This is a genomic window from Pseudomonas silesiensis (assembly GCF_001661075.1).
GTDB lineage: Bacteria > Pseudomonadota > Gammaproteobacteria > Pseudomonadales > Pseudomonadaceae > Aquipseudomonas > Aquipseudomonas silesiensis.
The window spans coordinates 3,619,708-3,636,014 of the sequence record NZ_CP014870.1 but is presented as its reverse complement, the minus strand read 5'-3'; the positions used below and the strand labels follow the sequence as shown (position 1 = coordinate 3,636,014).

Below are 16,307 nucleotides of genomic sequence, written 5' to 3'. Positions count from 1 at the left end.
TTTTCCAGAGAAAACAGCAAACCTCCAACATGGTAGGCCGAACGCGGAGGCGCCCTCCATACTACGGAAATTTAAGGATCTACGATTTTAAGAAAAGGATTGTCAGGGGGGAACGATTCGAAAAGCAGCTTCGTCTGCTCAATCAAATACCCTTTCAAGATGGTTCTCTTCCTGGGGCCTCGTACATCGAGGGTGCCAATGCTTGCCCACCGGAAGACGTGGGTGGCGGGCCTGGTTATGAGGACTTTCTAGAGGCGATGGCCAACCCCGATCATCCAGAGCATGACGCGATGGTTGAATGGCATGGAGATGTTTTTGATCCAGCGGCATTTGAGTGCGAGCGCGTGAACCAGTGGTTTAAACGGATTAAGGTTTGAGTTGCAAGGCGGTGTAGCTCGGACGCTTACGTTGCAGGAACGCTTGGCCAGGTTCGGTTTATCCCTAAACGCCTCGAAGACACGGCTGATTGAGTTTGGTCGTTTTGCTGCGAGAAATCGTAGGAAGCGAGGGTTAGGTAAACCGGAGACGTTTGACTTCCTGGGCTTCACGCACTGTTGCAGTACCAACAGAAGCGGTGGTTTTCAAATACTGCGACTGACGGTCAAGAAGCGAATGCGTGCGACGCTGCTGGCTATTCGGGATGAGCTGAAGCGCCGACGGCATGAACCCATCCGGGCTCAAGGGCAATGGCTCACTCGGGTGGTGAGTGGTTACTTCAACTACCACGCGGTGCCGGGAAATCTGATACGTCTGGGTGGTTTTCGTCTGGCGGTATGCCGTCTATGGCGGCAAGCCCTCAAACGTCGCAGCCAGCGTAATCGGCTTCAAAGGTCACGCTACGGACGCCTTGCTGACCTCTACATACCTAGACCCAGAAATGCACATCCTTACCCTGAGGATCGCTTCGCGTCACATACCCGAGGCAGGAGCCGTATGCGGTAGTTCCGCACGTACGGATCTGTGCGGGGGGCGGCAGGTAACTGCCGTCCCTACCGCGACCGCTGCACCCTCGTCTTCGATTCGTTGTGAAATCTTGATCCAAAAGGAGCGATTTAGAACCGGACCGGCATGCCAAAACCCGGTTAGTCGAATTGTGTGCCTTTTTGAATCAGCTCGACTTTGTACCCGTTGGGATCTTCAATGAAAGCGATTATCGTGCGTCCATGTTTCATGACACCTGCTGGCCGAGGAACGCGATATCCCAGAATTGCTGCGCGGTTGCACACCGCTTCTGCATCCTCAACCTCGATAGCGACATGCCCGTAAGCATCGCCAAGTTCATAGCTATCCTGTCCCCAATTTCGCGTCAGTTCCAAGACGGCAGATTCTGTCTCCGGGCTATACCCGAGAAAAGCAAGGGTGAATTTGCCCTCCGGATAGTCTTTGCGTCTCAAAAGGCTCATGCCGAGCACTTTGGTGTAGAAGTGAATGGTTTTATCCAGATCTACTACGCGTAGCATGGTATGTAGGATGCGCATTAGTTTCTCCGCTGCAGCATCGGCCCGCAGGGCCGACGTCTCTTAGAAGGCTTTCTTTAACAGGGACGAAAGCCGTGCGTCCACGCCCTATCTATCGCGAGCCTTTAAGGCCAGAAGATTAAGGTGATTGGATGCCTTTGCGAGGCCAATGTTAAGCTCACACTGCATTCACTAAAAGTGACAAAAAGTGAGCAGTGCCATCACAAAAGGAAAATGTCTTGAAGCTTTCACAGCTCGGTTTTTTTTGCGCCGTCGTAGAGCACGGCACAATAGCCGCCGCCGCCGTACAGCTGCATTGCGTACCCTCGAACATCACAACAAGGCTACGAGAGCTTGAAAACCAGCTGGGTGTCGTCCTGTTCAACCGAGAAAAAAACCGGTTGCTGGTTACACCCGAAGGTAGGCTGGTCTACCGCAACGCAAAATTGCTCATCGATCTCGCGGCTGAAACACGCTCGCTTTTTTCGACCGATTCCATTAATGGTGTGCTTCGAGTGGGGGCGCTGGATGTAGCGCTGGCTAATCATCTACCCCAGCGTCTCGTACGGTACCGTCTGGAGGCGCCCGGGGTAGATATCCACATCCGTCCGGAACACTCGTTACACTTGGAGCGACTATTGATCGATGGCGAGCTTGATCTGATCCTCACTGACGGCCCAATCGAGCATCCGTTGCTTGAAAGCCGCTTAGCCTTTCGTGAGCGTTTACTGAGAGTGGTACCGAAGGCTTTCTCCTCGCCCACCCCCGAAGGCTTGGCTGGACTTGAACTGTATGTATTTGGTCGCACCTGCCACTACAGACACCAGGTTGACAACTGGCTTGAAAGCAACGGCATCCAGCCTCGGGCGATTTTGGAAATCGAGTCGTATCCGAGTATTTTTGCATGTATAGCAGAAGGGTTAGGCTTCGCCTGTGTTCCGGAAAGTTATGTCGACCGTTACGCTAGCCAAGCGGATACATTTCAGGCCGATCATGTGCCTGGCCTGGACTCGAGCGATATCTATTTCGTCTGGCGAAAAAGTCAGCAGTCGCCCTTAATAAAAAACTTCATCGAGATAATTGATATTCAGAGCAATTGGTCGATACCGAGTCCAAAAAGCCGCGCTGGTGCTGATCATGAAGGACGGTAAAGTGTACCCCGCACGTTAAAGATACTTTGTTAAGCAGAAACCAGCGAATACCTTCCTGACGAAAACCCAGGGGCGTTGCTGCGATTCTTGTCAATGCCAAGACCCGGGTCGACGCCACTTACCACAACCAATACCTGAACCATAGGTAGTTGGAACCGCCTTCTGCGCTGGCCAAATTCAATCCGGACGGTTCGCTGGAGGTCTGGCTGCCGAATCAAGCGCCGGACATGTTCCGTGCGGACATAGTCAAACGCACTGGTCTGGAGCTTTCCCGCATCACATTGCATTCGCCGCTGGTGGGTGGATTCTTCGGGCGGCATTTTCTGTACGATTCCGCCAGCCCGTACCCGCAGGCCATCAATTTGTCCAAGGCCGTGGGGCGTCCGGTGAAACTAATTTGGAGTCGCGAGGAGGGGGTCAGTGCAGGACGTGCTCCGTCCTGTGGCCGAAGTGAATTTCCGTGGTGCGCTGGATAACGAGGGCTGGCCGCTGGCAATCGAAGCGATCAGTGCCACTGAAGGGCCCGCTGAGGCCATCGCGGGCAAGCAGGGTGAAAAACTCCACCCCACGGCGCTCGGAGGGTTGTCAGGCAAGTCATACGCCATCGCCAACAAGCGTATCGCCCAGATCTATGTCAAAGGGCCGGTCATGTTCGGTTATTGGCGCTCGGTGGGCAATTCGCTCAACGACTTCTTCTATGAATCGTTCCTTGACGAATTGGCCGACAAGGGTGGCAAGGATCTGTTCGAACTGCGCGGCGCCAATCGACTGTGGATTTAGCCATGTGGTTTGAATTTCCCGTATGGCGAACGCGATCCCGCACAGGAGGTGGATGAAATTGCCGGCGAAATTGACGCGAGTCGAGAAAATCGAAATCAGCCACACGGCAATCTGATACGGTTTTTTATCCTGTATCTGAGCCTTTTTGTACCCAGGTCGGTGCTTTATAAAGTGCGCGATCGGAGTGCGAGCGGACTGTGCCCGGCCGCCCACTTTTCCAGACTCTTTGAAGATCGGATGGTCTCGGCAGTCTTCAGGAACCATCATGAATACCCCCCGCACGAGCTTTCACGGCGTGGCTCTTTCCGAGTCGCAACGTGACATTCTCGGCATGATCGCGACCAATCATCCACTGGACGACATTCTTGCCGCCATCTGTTTGATGCTCGACGCGCAAGATCCTGACACGCTGTGTTCGATTCTGCTCACCGATGCGCAGGGCAAGCATTTGCTCAACGGTGCGGCACCAGGTTTACCGCCTGAATACAGTCGGGCGATCCATGGCATGGCCATCGGTCCACAGGAAGGGACTTGCGGCACTGCAGCATTTCGGGGCGAGTTGGTGGTCACCGTAGACATTGCCCAGGATCCGAGCTGGGAGCGTTTTCGGAGTCTGGCGCTGGGGCACAATCTGCGCTCCTGCTGGTCGTTGCCGTTATTCTCGCATCAGGGCTGCGTGTTAGGGACGTTTGCGCTGTACCAGGATCGGGCAAACAGGCCGAGTGAGGCGCAGCTTCAACGGCTGACTTGCGCGGCGCAGCTGGCGGCCATTGCGATCCGCCATGAGCGTGACGGCCAACGTCTGGAGGCAAGCGAACAACGTTTTCGTTCATTGTTCACCTACAACCCTAACCCGGTGTTCGCCCTTGATCTGGCCGGCAACATCCAGAGTGTGAATCCAGCAGGCCTGAAGCTGAAACCGCACACTGCAATCGATTTCATTGGTCATCACTTTTCCCATCTGGTGCTCGAAGAGGACCTGGAACGGGTCAGTCAGCATTTTTCCGCAGCCCGCGCCGGAGCGCCTCAACGCTTCGAGGCACGGGTTCTCGACGAGAGTGGCAAGCTGTTGACCATGGACATCTCCAACCTGCCGATCATGGTCAATGGCGAGATCGTCGGGGTGTTTGGCATCGCCCGGGACATCAGCGAGCAGAAGCATTACGAGCGCCAATTGAGCTTCAACGCCAGCCATGACCGGCTGACCGGTTTGCTTAACCGGGTTTCGCTTGAAGACCGGCTTATTCTGGATTGTCACATCAGTCGTCGGCGTAAGCGTCGTCTGGCGGTGATGTGCATTGATCTGGATGGATTCAAATCCATCAACGATTCGATCGGGCACTACTTCGGCGATCAGGTGCTGATCGAGGTGGCACAGCGTATGACCCGGCAGGTTCGTCCCGGCGATACCATCGTGCGCATGGGCGGTGACGAATTTATCGTGCTGCTGCCGGACCTGCTTCGTGATGAGGACGTGGTACCGGTGGCCGAGCGCTTGATGGCCAGCATTGCCAGACCCTACTGCATCCAGGGCATTGACCTGCACGTGAGTGCAAGTGTCGGCATCACCCTGAGCGATGGTCACATCGAGCAGCCGATGCAACTGATCCAGCAGGCTGACATGGCCATGTACAAAGCCAAGCAGCAAGGGCGCAATAACTTTCAGTGGTACACCAGCGATCTTAATCAGCGCGTTTGCGAGCATGCGAGCCTGCGCAATGACCTGCAAAAGGCTATCGAAACCCAGTCGTTCAGGCTGCATTATCAACCGCAGATAGACGCACGCACGGGGCGGGTGGTCGGGATCGAAGCGTTGCTGCGCTGGGCGCATCCGGAAAAAGGATTTATCTCACCGGCGGTGTTTGTGCCGGTGGCAGAGGACAGCGGTCAGATCATCCCGCTGAGCCTTTGGGTACTCGATACGGCCTGCGCGCAGCTGCGCCAGCTAGGTGAACAGGGCATCACGGGCATCTCGATGGCGGTGAATATTTCGCCGATGCATTTTCAGCGTGGCCAGTTCGTCCAGTGTGTCCAAGCCGCCCTGGAGACACATGGTCTGCGTGGTGAGCAGTTGGAGCTGGAGATCACCGAGGCGCTTCTGTTGCATAACGCTGAACAGGCCATCGACACGTTGCACCGGCTCAAGGCCCTGGGTGTACGCATTGCGCTGGATGATTTCGGCACCGGTTTTTCCAGCCTCAGCTACCTCAAGCGTTTGCCCATCGACAAGATCAAGATCGACCGCTCGTTCATTCAGGAAATCAGCACTGATCGTCATGACGCCGCCATCACTCAGGGCATTATCTCCATGGCACACCACCTGAGCCTGACGGTGGTCGCCGAAGGGGTGGAAACGGCGTCCCAGGTGGATTTCCTGACGGGCAGTCACTGCGATGTCTTCCAGGGGTATTACTTTGCCAAACCGATGCCCTATGCAGAAATCGAAGCGTTCCTGCGTCATCCCGCTTGCCTATCCCTGACCGGCTAGCCTGGCCGGTCCCAATCCTGAAAATCAGACGCTAAGGCAAATCTTCAGACCCCAGCGCAGAATTCTATCTCCCCAGGCAAGGCGCTCCCGGCGCCTTTCTCACACACTTGGCTCTAACGCTATCGCGCGGCAAAACAACAAGAGCCGAGAAAAAATGACTAGTTTCCCGACAGCAAGGCACTTTCGCCTCCATCTGATACGGCTTCCTTTAGATCACCTGAGCCTTTTTCGTCAACCAACAGTCTATCAAGCGCAAGCCCGATATTCTTCAAACAACAAACAGCAGCCAACTAGCTTTGGCACTTAGGCACACTGACGCGCTCAAGCATTTAGACCATCCCAGAATCAACAATACAACCCTGTATGTATCAGCAAGAAATGGGACAAATTACTATTCATTTGATTTGGAGATGGTGCCGTGCGAAAGCTTGGCTTAGGCCTCCTGGTAACTGGTGTTGTTTGGCAACTCTCAGCACTGCTGTGGACCTTCACGTCCACAGGAACAAGTTGTCAAAATAGCGTCGACAATTCAGACATCCGGCAAAAAGTAACAAAGTTCGAACAACTACTCGATGACACCGCTAATAAAGTTGCGACAGCGCTCAGTACACTACATGCCGATAGGCTGGCGCACCTGGCGAAAAACGACTCCCGCCTACTCGACTCGACGGAGGCTGACGCTGTACAGGTCTTGATCGAAAAGCCAGACGAAACAGCCGTACTTACGCTACCTTCCCTGCCCCCACAGGCACTCAACTGGACAATTATTCTCAGCGGCATGATTACTTTTACCGGCCTGCTCCTGGCACTCTTCGCCCGCAAAAAAAACTTTGATCCGCAATGGCACGTCTTTCGCACCGTGCCAGGCTCGCTAATCGCGCTGGAACGCCCGTGCTTGACGTGCGGCGGCTTCATTTCCCACGTAAAAAAAGAAGCTTCCACGCCTTCATCCGGCCTTTGGGTGGTCGAGATTGCATTGAACACACCCAGCCGGCATCGCGCCAAAAAAGCCATTCAACAGCTGGAGTTACCGGTAGCGCGTAAAGAACACAACTTCGTCGTCATCGGCCCGTATAATCAAAAGCAGGACGCGGCCCGAGTCGTGAAAGAATTGAGTCAAAGTCATGGTGTTAGAGGATGGATGATGGCGGGAAATTGACATAATCCTGCTTAGCACAACACCGACGCCGAACAACTGGCTACTTACTGTATGACAAGAGCGCTCTTCATGGTCGCTGACCAGCCGCAGTGGAGGCTCATCTCTTTATCGTGTTTGGGATTGGTTAACCTTATTGGGAGTGATAATGGATGGTTTTGAAAGCGCATCTAACAAAGCGCTGGCGTTTCTCCGCCGAAAATTAGGCTTCCAGATGTGTATGGTCACGAGAACTGAGGGCAACGACTGGGCAGTTATCCATCGCGACGATCAAGGCTATGGCGTCGCTCCTGGCGATGTCTTTAATTGGGGGGATTCCTTTTGTGCCGCAATGGTGGAAGGGAAAGGTCCCAATATCGCCCCCAATTCAAATCGAGTGCCGGCCTATGGTGCGGCGGAAATAGGTCGGAAAATTCCGATAGGCGCCTACATAGGCGTGCCGCTTCTGCTCTCTGATGGTCGCTTGTTTGGGACGTTGTGCGGCATTGATCCCAAGCCGCAGCCAGACAGCCTTGCTGATAATCAAGATCTGATCGAGCTGGTTGGCAGCATGCTTAGCACGATTTTGCAGATGGAGTTGAAAGCCGACGAGGAAGAACGAAGAGCTGAGCGCTATCAGGCTCAAGCAATGAAGGATGCGCTTACGGGTCTTTATAACCGTGCAGGATGGGATCAGCTTCTTGTAAAAGAGGAGGCACGATACCAGCGCTACCGGCAATCCTCTGTCGTCATCGTTGTGGACCTGGATGGACTGAAGGATGCTAATGACCGCCTCGGCCATGCTGCCGGCGACGCACTAATAAAACGTGCAGCAACTGCATTGTTGAAAGCCTCAAGGGCAGAAGATGTTGTGGCAAGGCTAGGGGGTGATGAGTTCGGAATCATCGGCGTTAATTGCGATCTAGAAGGTGGCCTTGCACTGTGCGAGAGGATGAAAATAGCGCTCGAAAGTGAGGGCGTCAACGCTTCCTATGGGCTCGCTGCAACCAACAAGACGATACGAATTTCTCAAGCTCTCGCAATCGCGGATCAGGCGATGTATCAGCAGAAGCGTCAAAAGAAGTCGGCGTAACAAGGCTTCGATAGCGGCGATATCCGTATCGATCAAGTCGTCGAGCAGGCTGGCTTGATCCGGGCTCAACTGCTCGCTGCGCTTGGCAAACTTGAAGCGTTTGAGTAGTGCTATCTCGTGGGCCAGTTTCTCGTTGACCGACGTGTGATGAGTTATTTGCTTGTCCATCGTCTCGACGCGCTGGATCAACTGCGCCGCCAAGGCGCGCAGTTCTTCAGGGTTTAATTGATCGAGATTTGGATGCGAAGTCATGCCGCCGATTTTGCCAGAGAGGGCTAATGGCGGCGATAGACGGATGGGCCAATTGCGCTGGCAAGCGCGCCATGGCAGACGAGTTAGAGCACCGTGATGGCTCCTGCGGAACCGACGCGTTGCCAAGGTAAACCGAGCACCAAGGCTTGAAGTTGCTCTGCATCCAACTCGACTTCAGAGCCGTGCCGCACGCCTGGCCAAAAGAAGCGCCCTTGATTCAAGCGCCGGGCTGCAAGCCAAATCCCCACGCCGTCATGCACCAACACTTTCATACGATTGGCGCGGCGGTTGGCGAACAGATAAGCACAGTGCGGCTTCGCCGCACCGAACACCGCGACAACTCGCGCCAGCGCGGTTTCAGTGCCGGCGCGCATGTCCATGGGCTCGATGGCAAGCCAGATGGTATCGATGCGAATCATCGCAGCAGATCTTGCAGAAAAGCAGAACATGCCGCTGCATCTTCTGCCGGCCAATTCACCACGACTACGCCTTTTGAATGAGGCACTTCGACTCGAATCGTGGCCGGAAGAATTTGAGGGGCCGCTGTCGAAGACAATGCCTTGACCGGAATAAAGGCAGTTTGTAGTGCCAGGTTTTTCTGCGCATGCACCCGAATCCATTTATGGACAGCGGGCCAATGCCCGGTATTCTTTCTAATTGGCGGCTGATCTCGTCGGCCCGGTGCCACGCCTTGATCTGCGCTTCCAGCTCCTCAACCTCTTTATCCAGCACCTTGAAGTGCTCGATCAGTCGCTCAATAAGCTGACAGAACGAGACCGGCAGCTCATTAGTCGCGCCTTCGATTACGCACGGGAGCCTCGTAGTAATGTGGGCGATTCCTTGAGGCACAATCAGACCAAACTCAGCAAGCAACCCTCGGATCTGATTGGCCTGGGCTGTGCGCGCCTTCACGAATCCCTGACGCGCACGTTGCAAGGCCAATACAGACTGTTGCTCAACATTCTTAATCGGCACAAGCGCATCGTTGGATGAGTTACAGCCTCGCAGATGGCCTCGGCATCTGCCGCATCATTCTTGTTGCTCTTGACATAGGGGTTGACGAATTGCGGGGCCATCAGTCGCACGGTATGGCCAAGTGCTTCAAGCTTGCGGGCCCAGTAGTGAGCACTGCTACACGCTTCCATGCCGATCAGGCAGGGCGGTAAATTAGCAAAAAATATTGCCACCTGATCGCGCTTCAGTTGCTTGCGCAATAGGGGCTTGCCTCGTTCGTTCATGCCATGGATCTGGAACACGTTTTAGGCCAAGTCGAAACCACTGGTTTTGATTTCCATGGCTGATTACCCCTTTGCACAAGTGGATGGCGACACCGCTCACTCTGGCACAGCGATACGATTATGGGCGGGGGCGTCCATCCCATTGCTTACAATCGGACTGTATTTTGAGTATGTAAGTATCGTCTTGAGTGGCCCCGAAACCTGCACGGTTTGCCCGCCCAGGTTCCACTTGTCGTAGACCCGGCCATTTTGCAGATAGAGCAGGCAGGCATGCTTGCTCAAGTCATCCAGCGTTTGGGGAGAACCGCAGCGTTGCACATACTCCGGCGAGGCAACCAGCACCCGCTGGTTCCACGGTGCAAGCGGCAGTGCCACGTAGTTGGCGTCTTCATTCGGGCCGTATCGAATCGCCACGTCCACCGTGCCGGCTCGATTGCCCGCGCCGGCAACTACAGCGAATTCCATTTGGTCGATGAGCGGATCGTCGGGCACAAGCCTCGATCATTGGGCGCGGCCGATGCGGCAGCGTTGCCGTTGACTTCGATCACTGCCTGGGAATTGTTGTTTGACCGGCTCGGTGTCGCCGAGGGTTCGGGGGAGGGCCAGTGCCTGTTGATCACTGGAGCGGCTGGCGGCGTCGGTTCGATGCTGGTGCAGCTGGCCCGACAGTTGACCCGCCTTACCGTCATCGGTACCGCCTCACGCCAGGAAACCGCTGATTGGGTGCGGCAGTTGGGCGCGCATCACGTGATCGATCACAGCCAGCCACTGCTCGCACAGTTGCAAGCGCTCGGCGTGCCGGAGATCGACTATGTCGCCAGCCTGACCCACACCGAACAGCACTTTGCACAACTGATCGACGTGCTCAAGCCACAGGGGCGTCTGGGTGTGATTGACGATCCCGAAAGCCTCGACGTGATGCCGCTCAAGCGCAAGTCGCTGTCGTTGCATTGGGAGCTGATGTTCACCCGCTCGCTGTACGAAACCCCGGACATGATCAACCAGCATCACCTGCTCAATCGGGTCAGCGCTCTTATTGATCAGGGTGTTCTGCAAACCACCGTGGGCGAGCACTTCGGTGTGATCAATGCGGCAAACATGCGTCGTGCCCATGCTCTGGTCGAGAGCGGCAAGGCCCGGGGCAAGATCGTTCTCGAAGGTTTCTGATTTCACTTATCAGGCGGGTGCGCTTGCGGGCCCGCTGCACCACCTGCGGTATCACTAGCCATTTTTTTTCGCTCCAGGATGCGCCTTTACTCCGAATTGCGGAACGATGTGAGTGCCCAGCTCCTCAATGACTTCTGCAGCAGCGCGCTTTCCGTATTTGAGATTCAGGATGACGTGGTCGACTCCGATTTCCTGAAGCGACTCCAGCAAAGCCCGGAGATGGTCGCGTCCGAGCCTGAACCCCAAATGAATGCGGGTGGGCGCAGTGGACGGGTTCGCATCGAGGTCGATGTAAAGCGACTGAGCGAAAGGCTTATAGACGGAACCACATTGCTTCATGACCTCCAGCCGCCAATCTTCCACGATCAGTCGCTGCATATTCGGTACGCGTGGATAGTTGATCCATCCGCTGCTTTCGCGCGCGATCCAATCCAGTGACTGGCGGCTATTGCCGGTCACGAGCATTGGAATGACCTGGGTTGTGGGTTTCGGAATGAGGTCTGCGCCCCGCAGCTCACCACCGCTCCAGCGGATGGGTTCGAAGCTGGTGCTGTGGGCTCGACGAATCACCTCGTAGTGCTCTCGAAAGATTTCTCCGCGCCGTTCGGGATCGACGTAAAAGGCCGGAAACTCCACTGGGCGATCGCCGGAGGCTACCCCCAGAATCAAGCGACCTCCACTCAACTGATCGACGCTGGCTGATGCCTTGGCCGTGTGCAGCGGATGGTGTAAAGAGATGGCAATGGATGCGGTGCCAAGCGCTATCTCTGACGTATGAGCGGCCATATAGCCCAGGTAAACCCAGGGGTCGAAGACTTGGCCGACATCGCCGAAACCAGGGTCCCGAAGAGGCACGTCGCGAAACCAGAGCGCGGTGAAGCCCAGCGCCTCTGCCCGCTTGGCCAATGTGACCTGATTGAGCATGCTCGGAGTGTCCCCATCGAAGGCCTCCAAAGGCAAGAACAAGCCCAGGCTCAAATGACCCGGAGTGAAGGTCTGGCTGAACCCTCGATGTTCCTGATAAGGCACCGTGCTTGGTCGATACATACTTATCTTCCTGAATGGGAGATAGTGAGCCGCGCGCCTATTTCCAGAGGCGCGGCATCGTTCGCTTAGGGACGATAGGCGGGGTAATCCGTGTAGCCTTTACCCGTTGCACCGAACTGCTGGTCGGGTCGACCGGATGGAGGGGCCTTGTTGGCGATACGCGCGTGCAGTTGCCAATGAACGGGCGGTCAAAGGCTATCAGATCGCTCCAGCCCGATACTGGGACCACAGCAACGGCCTGGGGACTCATGCAAGAAGCGTAGGCGGTTTTGCAGTGAACCGCCATGTTCGTCGTCACGACGATTGATCAACGGTTTACGGGCGAAAGCTGATGCACCGATCACCTGTAAGAGCCGGCTTGCCGGCGAAGGCGCACTGACTTTCGGCATGGATGTTGACCGACACGCCGCTTTCGCCGGCAAGCCTGGCTCCTACAGGGATTTGTGTCGGACACGCTGTTTGTGCACGTCCCGGGTCAGACCACTAGCTGCCACCACTGCCTCCGTCCGCGAGCGTGAGCACTGCAATTGTATGCTTCATCATGGTGAGTCTTCCTTGCATGTGGTTAACACAGCATTTGAAGAATCGGCGACGAAATGGTGCTGGGCAGAGGACGAGCGGTGGGTGCCTGTTGTTGGCGAGATGACGTGTCAAGGGTCAATTACAGGCAATAGCGACAGCCTTCTCGGCGCGCTTGAGTTCCTGTTTGACGTCAGCAGGTATTCGCTGCTCCTTCAGCCGTTGCTCGAGAAACAACTGCTCCCCCCGGGACTTCACCTCGGCGTCCGATGCGTCAACCTGAGCTTTAACCGTGGCAGCGTGCGCCTCGATGACCGCCTCGACCTCTTGCTCGCTGTTGGCCGTACCGAGGGCGTGGACCAGCTTGCCTACCTCTGCCTTCTCGGCCTCGGCGTAGCCATCGACCGAAAGCCCCGCAGCCAGCGCCCTCGCCTGGATTTCCAAGGCTTTCAATCGCTGCTGGGCAATCTTGCACGATTCATCCCGCTGCGGGTTCTCGTTGGCTTCCCAGGCTCTCAACCCGTACGTCACGGCACCAATGATCGCCAAGGTGGCGGCGGCACCCAGTAATTTGCCTTTCACTTGCGCAACCTCTTTGGTCCGTGACCTCTAGCCCATCTAGGGTTGACCTCCACCCTGCGTCGGATCAGGTTTGCGCCGATCATCCCCTGAAGGATTACCGACATTCAGCAGTCTTCTCTCCACCAACACGTTTTGCAGGGCCTGCCGGTCAACCGGATCCAGTTGATGCTCTCGCGCCTTGAGTTCGAGCAGGATCGGGCTGGACCATGCACGATAGGTTTTCTCGGCAGCACGAATGGACTTCATCTATCTCTCCTTGATTGGACGCCTGTTTAAGAAGACGCGTGATGAGCTAGGAATCCTAGTTGATGAAATGCATTGTTGCCAACAAATTGACACGATATGGCTATCGTTGGGGATGGCGACGCTATAGCGCTAATAATCAAAAAATATATTGCTCAGGTTGAGTTTATCTAACCTTAAGATTTCCAGTGCCCGGACAGGCAGACCACCGTAATGGCAAGAGGTCAGATTTCCGGGAGACCTTGAATCCGGACGGGGCTGCGAAAATCCAGATTGCCTGAACAGACACAGCACCTGTCACTATTTCTGTTTCCAGCTGCCACCACCGGTTTCACAGTCGACCTTCGACTGTCCCAGATTTTCAGCGCCGTAGTAATAGGTAATGATCTGCGCATCTTTCGGGATGTTCAGCGCCTTGCTGTTTTTGTCCTTGCTGACGGACTGGGGATTGGCCAGGGATTCGGGCGTCACGGTGCCCATGCAGGTGGCCTGGTAAAGGTCGCCGCAGGTCTCGACTTTTTTCTTGGTGCTGGTCAACATCTCCCTGCTTTCGTTGCTGCAGGACCAGTCGATGGCGTCCACCGGCATGCCCTTGTATTCATAGCAGGTGTGGGTCTCGATCACAGGTACGGAAGGGCTCTGGGATCGGGTCAGCACGTCGCACCCCTGCGCCATCGTCAGGGTAGGGCTCAGGCAGGCAAGCAGAAGCACAAATCTACTGTTCATCAGGATGTCCTCTCCAGTAGTGCCCTGCCTGGAAGGTCAGGGGCCTATAACTTTCGAAACATAACGAACAGCCTTGTTCCATCCGATTTTGTGATTTGATCTGGTAGTGGGCGGCCGGCCGATTGAATTCGACGCGGCCGCCCGGCCGGTCAGCTATACGAAAGGCTGGCCGGTAAAACCCCGGGGCAAGCGTTGCCGTCCGGCCATGGCGGTGAGCCGCTCGGTCCAGGCCGTGCGCCAGTCGGTGGCAGTGGGGGTGACTCTGGTTTTGCGCGAGGCGCGGCGTGCAGCGTTGCGCTGGGTTTTGCGCGCTTCCTTGAAGGCATCGGTATTACGACAGCTTCTGCATTTCACGCGGTTCAGTTCGCGGGTCGAAATGAGATTGCTGCCTTTGTGACCGCAGGCCAGATGCCCGCCGATTTTGAAGTGGGTGATCATCAGACGTCTCCTTGGTGACGTGTGATCATTTGACCCCCCACAAGTGATGACGTTCGTTGACCGGGCTGCGGGCAAAAAAAAGGCTCGCATGCGGGCGGGCCAAGGGGTGCTTCAAAAGGAGTGAGGCCACTGTAGAGGGTAAGTTGTGAAAGGGGTGTGAAAGGAAATATCAGGCAAAAAAATCCCGACGCCAGGTCGGGTTGTCGGGTGTAACGCCAAGCGTTCAGGCAAGGACGCATCCGGTAACCGATCGTTGCCGTTCATGCGTCCTGAATCAGGCCGTGCCCTGGAGTCCGTTGTCCAGATCGAATCATCTGAACCGCGGCAGTGGCGGGTCGACAGGCTTGAGCGAAGACAGCGTATTGCGAATCAGGGGCGTGTCCTTTTCGATGTCATTCAGACGGTCACGAATCCTGAGCGCAGTCGGGTGCCCGCCTTGATGATCGACCCAGTCGGCGATTTCCTTGCACGCTGCGGCCAAGCGAGCCTGGCGCGAGTCAAGCAAAGTGAGCAGGGTGGTGATGGACTCTTTTTCGGACATGGCAAACACCTCCGTTGAAGAAACCTTGGCAGTGGTAGCAAAAAGCCCGCTGGGGGCGAGCTTTCTACCGATTGGGGTCGCTGTTCCCTCAGCAACTTTCATTATAGACCCGGACTTCAGCCTTGTGGGGCGGTCATCTGCGACCTGGCGTTCAACTGCCAGCAGGCACGTCGGGCCTCTTCTTCCCGATCGAAGCCGTCGCCCATGAAGCCGCGGGTGCGGGTGTCGATAATGCGGTACCAGACGGCGGCGTCAGGGGGTAGATGACTGGTTTCCCCGGCTCGGCGGCCATTGATGATGGTCCTGTTGCAGCGCTTCACAACGAAAATGTCTTCCATGGCGTCACCGCAGCTGATACGTGTCCAGAACAAGCATAGAAGCCATTTGCGATCATGCAAAAAAACAACTGTCAGTTCGTCGGTTGGATCGACGCCATTTTCTCCAGAAAAATCGCCAGTCCGACTTCCTCGGCCCTGAGTCCCTTGCGCGTTCTCGGGCGCGGCAACTCGGCCAGGGCCCCCAGCAGAAACCCGTCGAGCACCGCCGGGTGGATGTAGCACTTGCGGCAGACCGCCGGGGTGTTGCCCAGTTGCCGGGCGACGTTCTTCACCATTTCCACCACATGGCGCTTGGCGTCCGACTCCGGCTGCCATTGCAATTGACGCAAGACCGACAGCGCCAGGACACTGCCCGCCCAGGTGCGGTAGTCCTTGGCGGTGAAATCGGCGCCGGTCAGGGTTTGCAGGTAGGTGTTGACGTCGGAGGAGTTGATGCTATGCCGCTCGCCGTTCTCATCGAGATACTGGAACAGGTTTTGCCCGGGAATTTCCTGGCAGCGCTTGATGATCCGCGCCAGGCGCCGGTCTTTCACGGTGATCTGGTGTTCGACGCCGCTTTTGCCGCGGAACTGGAACAGGATCGCACTGCCATTGACCTCGACGTGACGCCTGCGCAGGGTGGTCAGGCCGTAGGAGCGGTTATCCCGCGCGTACTGCGTATTGCCGACGCGGATCAAGGTCGCATCGAGCAAGGTAATGACCGTGGCCATGACCTTGTCCCGGCTGAAACCCGGTGCCGCCAACAGCGTTTCCAGCTGTCGGCGCAGCTTGGGCAAGGCGCGTCCGAAGTCCCGCAGGCGCGAGTATTTATCGGCATCGCGCACTTCCCGCCAGCGCGGGTGATAACGGTATTGCTTGCGCCCCCGGGCATCGCGTCCGGTGGCTTGCAGGTGGCCGCGCGGGTCGGCGCAGATCCACACGTCGGTGTAGGCCGGGGGCACGGCGAGGGCGTTGATGCGCTTGATTTCGTCCGGGTCGGTGATGCGCTGGCCCGCGAAATCGAAGTAGCAGAACTTGCCGCGCAGTTTCCTGCGGGTGATGCCCGGCAGGGTGTCATCGACGTAATGCAAATCGGGCGGCAGCACGTCGGGCAATACGGTATCGGGCATGGC

At 56.3% G+C, this 16,307-nt stretch carries 14 protein-coding genes and 7 pseudogenes; 7 read left to right on the top strand and 14 right to left on the bottom strand.

Annotation, left to right across the window (positions count from 1 at the left end):
- Positions 1–71: 71 nt before the first annotated feature.
- A pseudogene (locus PMA3_RS33640) lies at positions 72–185 on the bottom strand (hypothetical protein); the annotation flags it as partial.
- Here PMA3_RS33640 and PMA3_RS33165 point away from each other — a divergent pair.
- Positions 135–377: an IS1096 element passenger TnpR family protein gene (locus PMA3_RS33165; protein WP_420848696.1), complete on the top strand. Its 243-nt coding sequence runs from the start codon at positions 135–137 to the stop codon at positions 375–377. The pseudogene PMA3_RS33640 and the gene PMA3_RS33165 sit on opposite strands and share 51 nt — an antisense overlap.
- A gap of 705 nt (positions 378–1,082) precedes the next feature.
- On the opposite strand, the gene gloA is transcribed toward PMA3_RS33165, so the two are convergent.
- Positions 1,083–1,478: a lactoylglutathione lyase gene (gene gloA / locus PMA3_RS16095; RefSeq protein WP_064678091.1), complete on the bottom strand. Its 396-nt coding sequence runs from the start codon at positions 1,476–1,478 to the stop codon at positions 1,083–1,085.
- Between the two features lie 218 nt (positions 1,479–1,696).
- Between gloA and PMA3_RS16090 the strand changes: the two are divergent.
- The 5 genes and pseudogenes from PMA3_RS16090 to PMA3_RS16070 form a co-directional block, all read left to right on the top strand.
- Positions 1,697–2,539: pseudogene (locus tag PMA3_RS16090) on the top strand (LysR family transcriptional regulator); the annotation flags it as partial.
- A 143-nt stretch (positions 2,540–2,682) separates the two neighbouring features.
- Positions 2,683–3,364, top strand: a pseudogene (locus tag PMA3_RS30850) (molybdopterin cofactor-binding domain-containing protein); the annotation flags it as partial.
- Between the two features lie 289 nt (positions 3,365–3,653).
- Positions 3,654–5,876: a putative bifunctional diguanylate cyclase/phosphodiesterase gene (locus PMA3_RS16080; RefSeq protein ID WP_064678089.1), complete on the top strand. Its 2,223-nt coding sequence runs from the start codon at positions 3,654–3,656 to the stop codon at positions 5,874–5,876.
- A 418-nt stretch (positions 5,877–6,294) separates the two neighbouring features.
- Positions 6,295–7,035 carry an SPOR domain-containing protein gene (locus PMA3_RS16075; protein WP_064678088.1) on the top strand — a complete coding sequence of 247 codons (741 nt, stop codon included), beginning with the start codon at positions 6,295–6,297 and terminating at the stop codon, positions 7,033–7,035.
- Between the two features lie 145 nt (positions 7,036–7,180).
- Positions 7,181–8,104, top strand: a complete 924-nt coding sequence (locus tag PMA3_RS16070; protein ID WP_064678087.1) for a sensor domain-containing diguanylate cyclase — start codon at positions 7,181–7,183, stop codon at positions 8,102–8,104.
- On the opposite strand, the pseudogene PMA3_RS30845 reads toward PMA3_RS16070, so the two are convergent.
- From PMA3_RS30845 to PMA3_RS30835, 4 genes and pseudogenes are all read right to left on the bottom strand, one after another.
- Positions 8,093–8,356, bottom strand: a pseudogene (locus PMA3_RS30845) (transposase domain-containing protein); the annotation flags it as partial. The gene PMA3_RS16070 and the pseudogene PMA3_RS30845 overlap by 12 nt on opposite strands.
- A gap of 83 nt (positions 8,357–8,439) precedes the next feature.
- On the bottom strand, positions 8,440–8,775 hold the full coding sequence (gene tnpB, locus PMA3_RS33160) for an IS66 family insertion sequence element accessory protein TnpB (RefSeq protein WP_064678086.1): 336 nt from the start codon (positions 8,773–8,775) through the stop codon (positions 8,440–8,442).
- A gap of 205 nt (positions 8,776–8,980) precedes the next feature.
- Positions 8,981–9,594, bottom strand: a pseudogene (locus PMA3_RS33155) (IS110 family RNA-guided transposase); the annotation flags it as partial.
- A 186-nt stretch (positions 9,595–9,780) separates the two neighbouring features.
- Positions 9,781–10,014 (bottom strand): annotated as a pseudogene (locus tag PMA3_RS30835) (LysR substrate-binding domain-containing protein); the annotation flags it as partial.
- Here PMA3_RS30835 and PMA3_RS16055 point away from each other — a divergent pair.
- Positions 10,009–10,761: pseudogene (locus tag PMA3_RS16055) on the top strand (zinc-binding alcohol dehydrogenase family protein); the annotation flags it as partial. The pseudogenes PMA3_RS30835 and PMA3_RS16055 sit on opposite strands and share 6 nt — an antisense overlap.
- Before the next feature lie 54 nt (positions 10,762–10,815).
- Here the strand turns inward: PMA3_RS16055 and PMA3_RS16050 are convergent.
- The 8 genes from PMA3_RS16050 to PMA3_RS16015 form a co-directional block, all read right to left on the bottom strand.
- Entirely contained in the window at positions 10,816–11,808 is a 993-nt protein-coding gene (locus tag PMA3_RS16050; RefSeq protein ID WP_064678085.1) for an LLM class oxidoreductase, read from the bottom strand.
- A gap of 657 nt (positions 11,809–12,465) precedes the next feature.
- Positions 12,466–12,909 (bottom strand): hypothetical protein, encoded by a 444-nt coding sequence (locus PMA3_RS16045; RefSeq protein ID WP_237140642.1) that lies wholly within the window; start codon positions 12,907–12,909, stop codon positions 12,466–12,468.
- Between the two features lie 36 nt (positions 12,910–12,945).
- Positions 12,946–13,155, bottom strand: coding sequence for a hypothetical protein (locus tag PMA3_RS16040; RefSeq protein WP_064678084.1), 210 nt, complete (start codon positions 13,153–13,155; stop codon positions 12,946–12,948).
- Positions 13,156–13,452: 297 nt separating this feature from the next.
- Positions 13,453–13,878 carry a hypothetical protein gene (locus tag PMA3_RS16035; RefSeq protein ID WP_064678083.1) on the bottom strand — a complete coding sequence of 142 codons (426 nt, stop codon included), beginning with the start codon at positions 13,876–13,878 and terminating at the stop codon, positions 13,453–13,455.
- A gap of 153 nt (positions 13,879–14,031) precedes the next feature.
- A complete protein-coding gene (locus PMA3_RS16030) occupies positions 14,032–14,316 on the bottom strand; it encodes a hypothetical protein (protein WP_064678082.1) in 285 nt (94 codons plus the stop codon).
- Positions 14,317–14,626: 310 nt separating this feature from the next.
- Entirely contained in the window at positions 14,627–14,857 is a 231-nt protein-coding gene (locus PMA3_RS16025) for a hypothetical protein (RefSeq protein WP_007946177.1), read from the bottom strand.
- A gap of 116 nt (positions 14,858–14,973) precedes the next feature.
- Entirely contained in the window at positions 14,974–15,195 is a 222-nt protein-coding gene (locus PMA3_RS16020; RefSeq protein ID WP_064678081.1) for a hypothetical protein, read from the bottom strand.
- 71 nt (positions 15,196–15,266) lie between these two features.
- Positions 15,267–16,304 (bottom strand): DNA topoisomerase IB, encoded by a 1,038-nt coding sequence (locus PMA3_RS16015; protein WP_064678080.1) that lies wholly within the window; start codon positions 16,302–16,304, stop codon positions 15,267–15,269.
- Between the last annotated feature and the right edge of the window lie 3 nt (positions 16,305–16,307).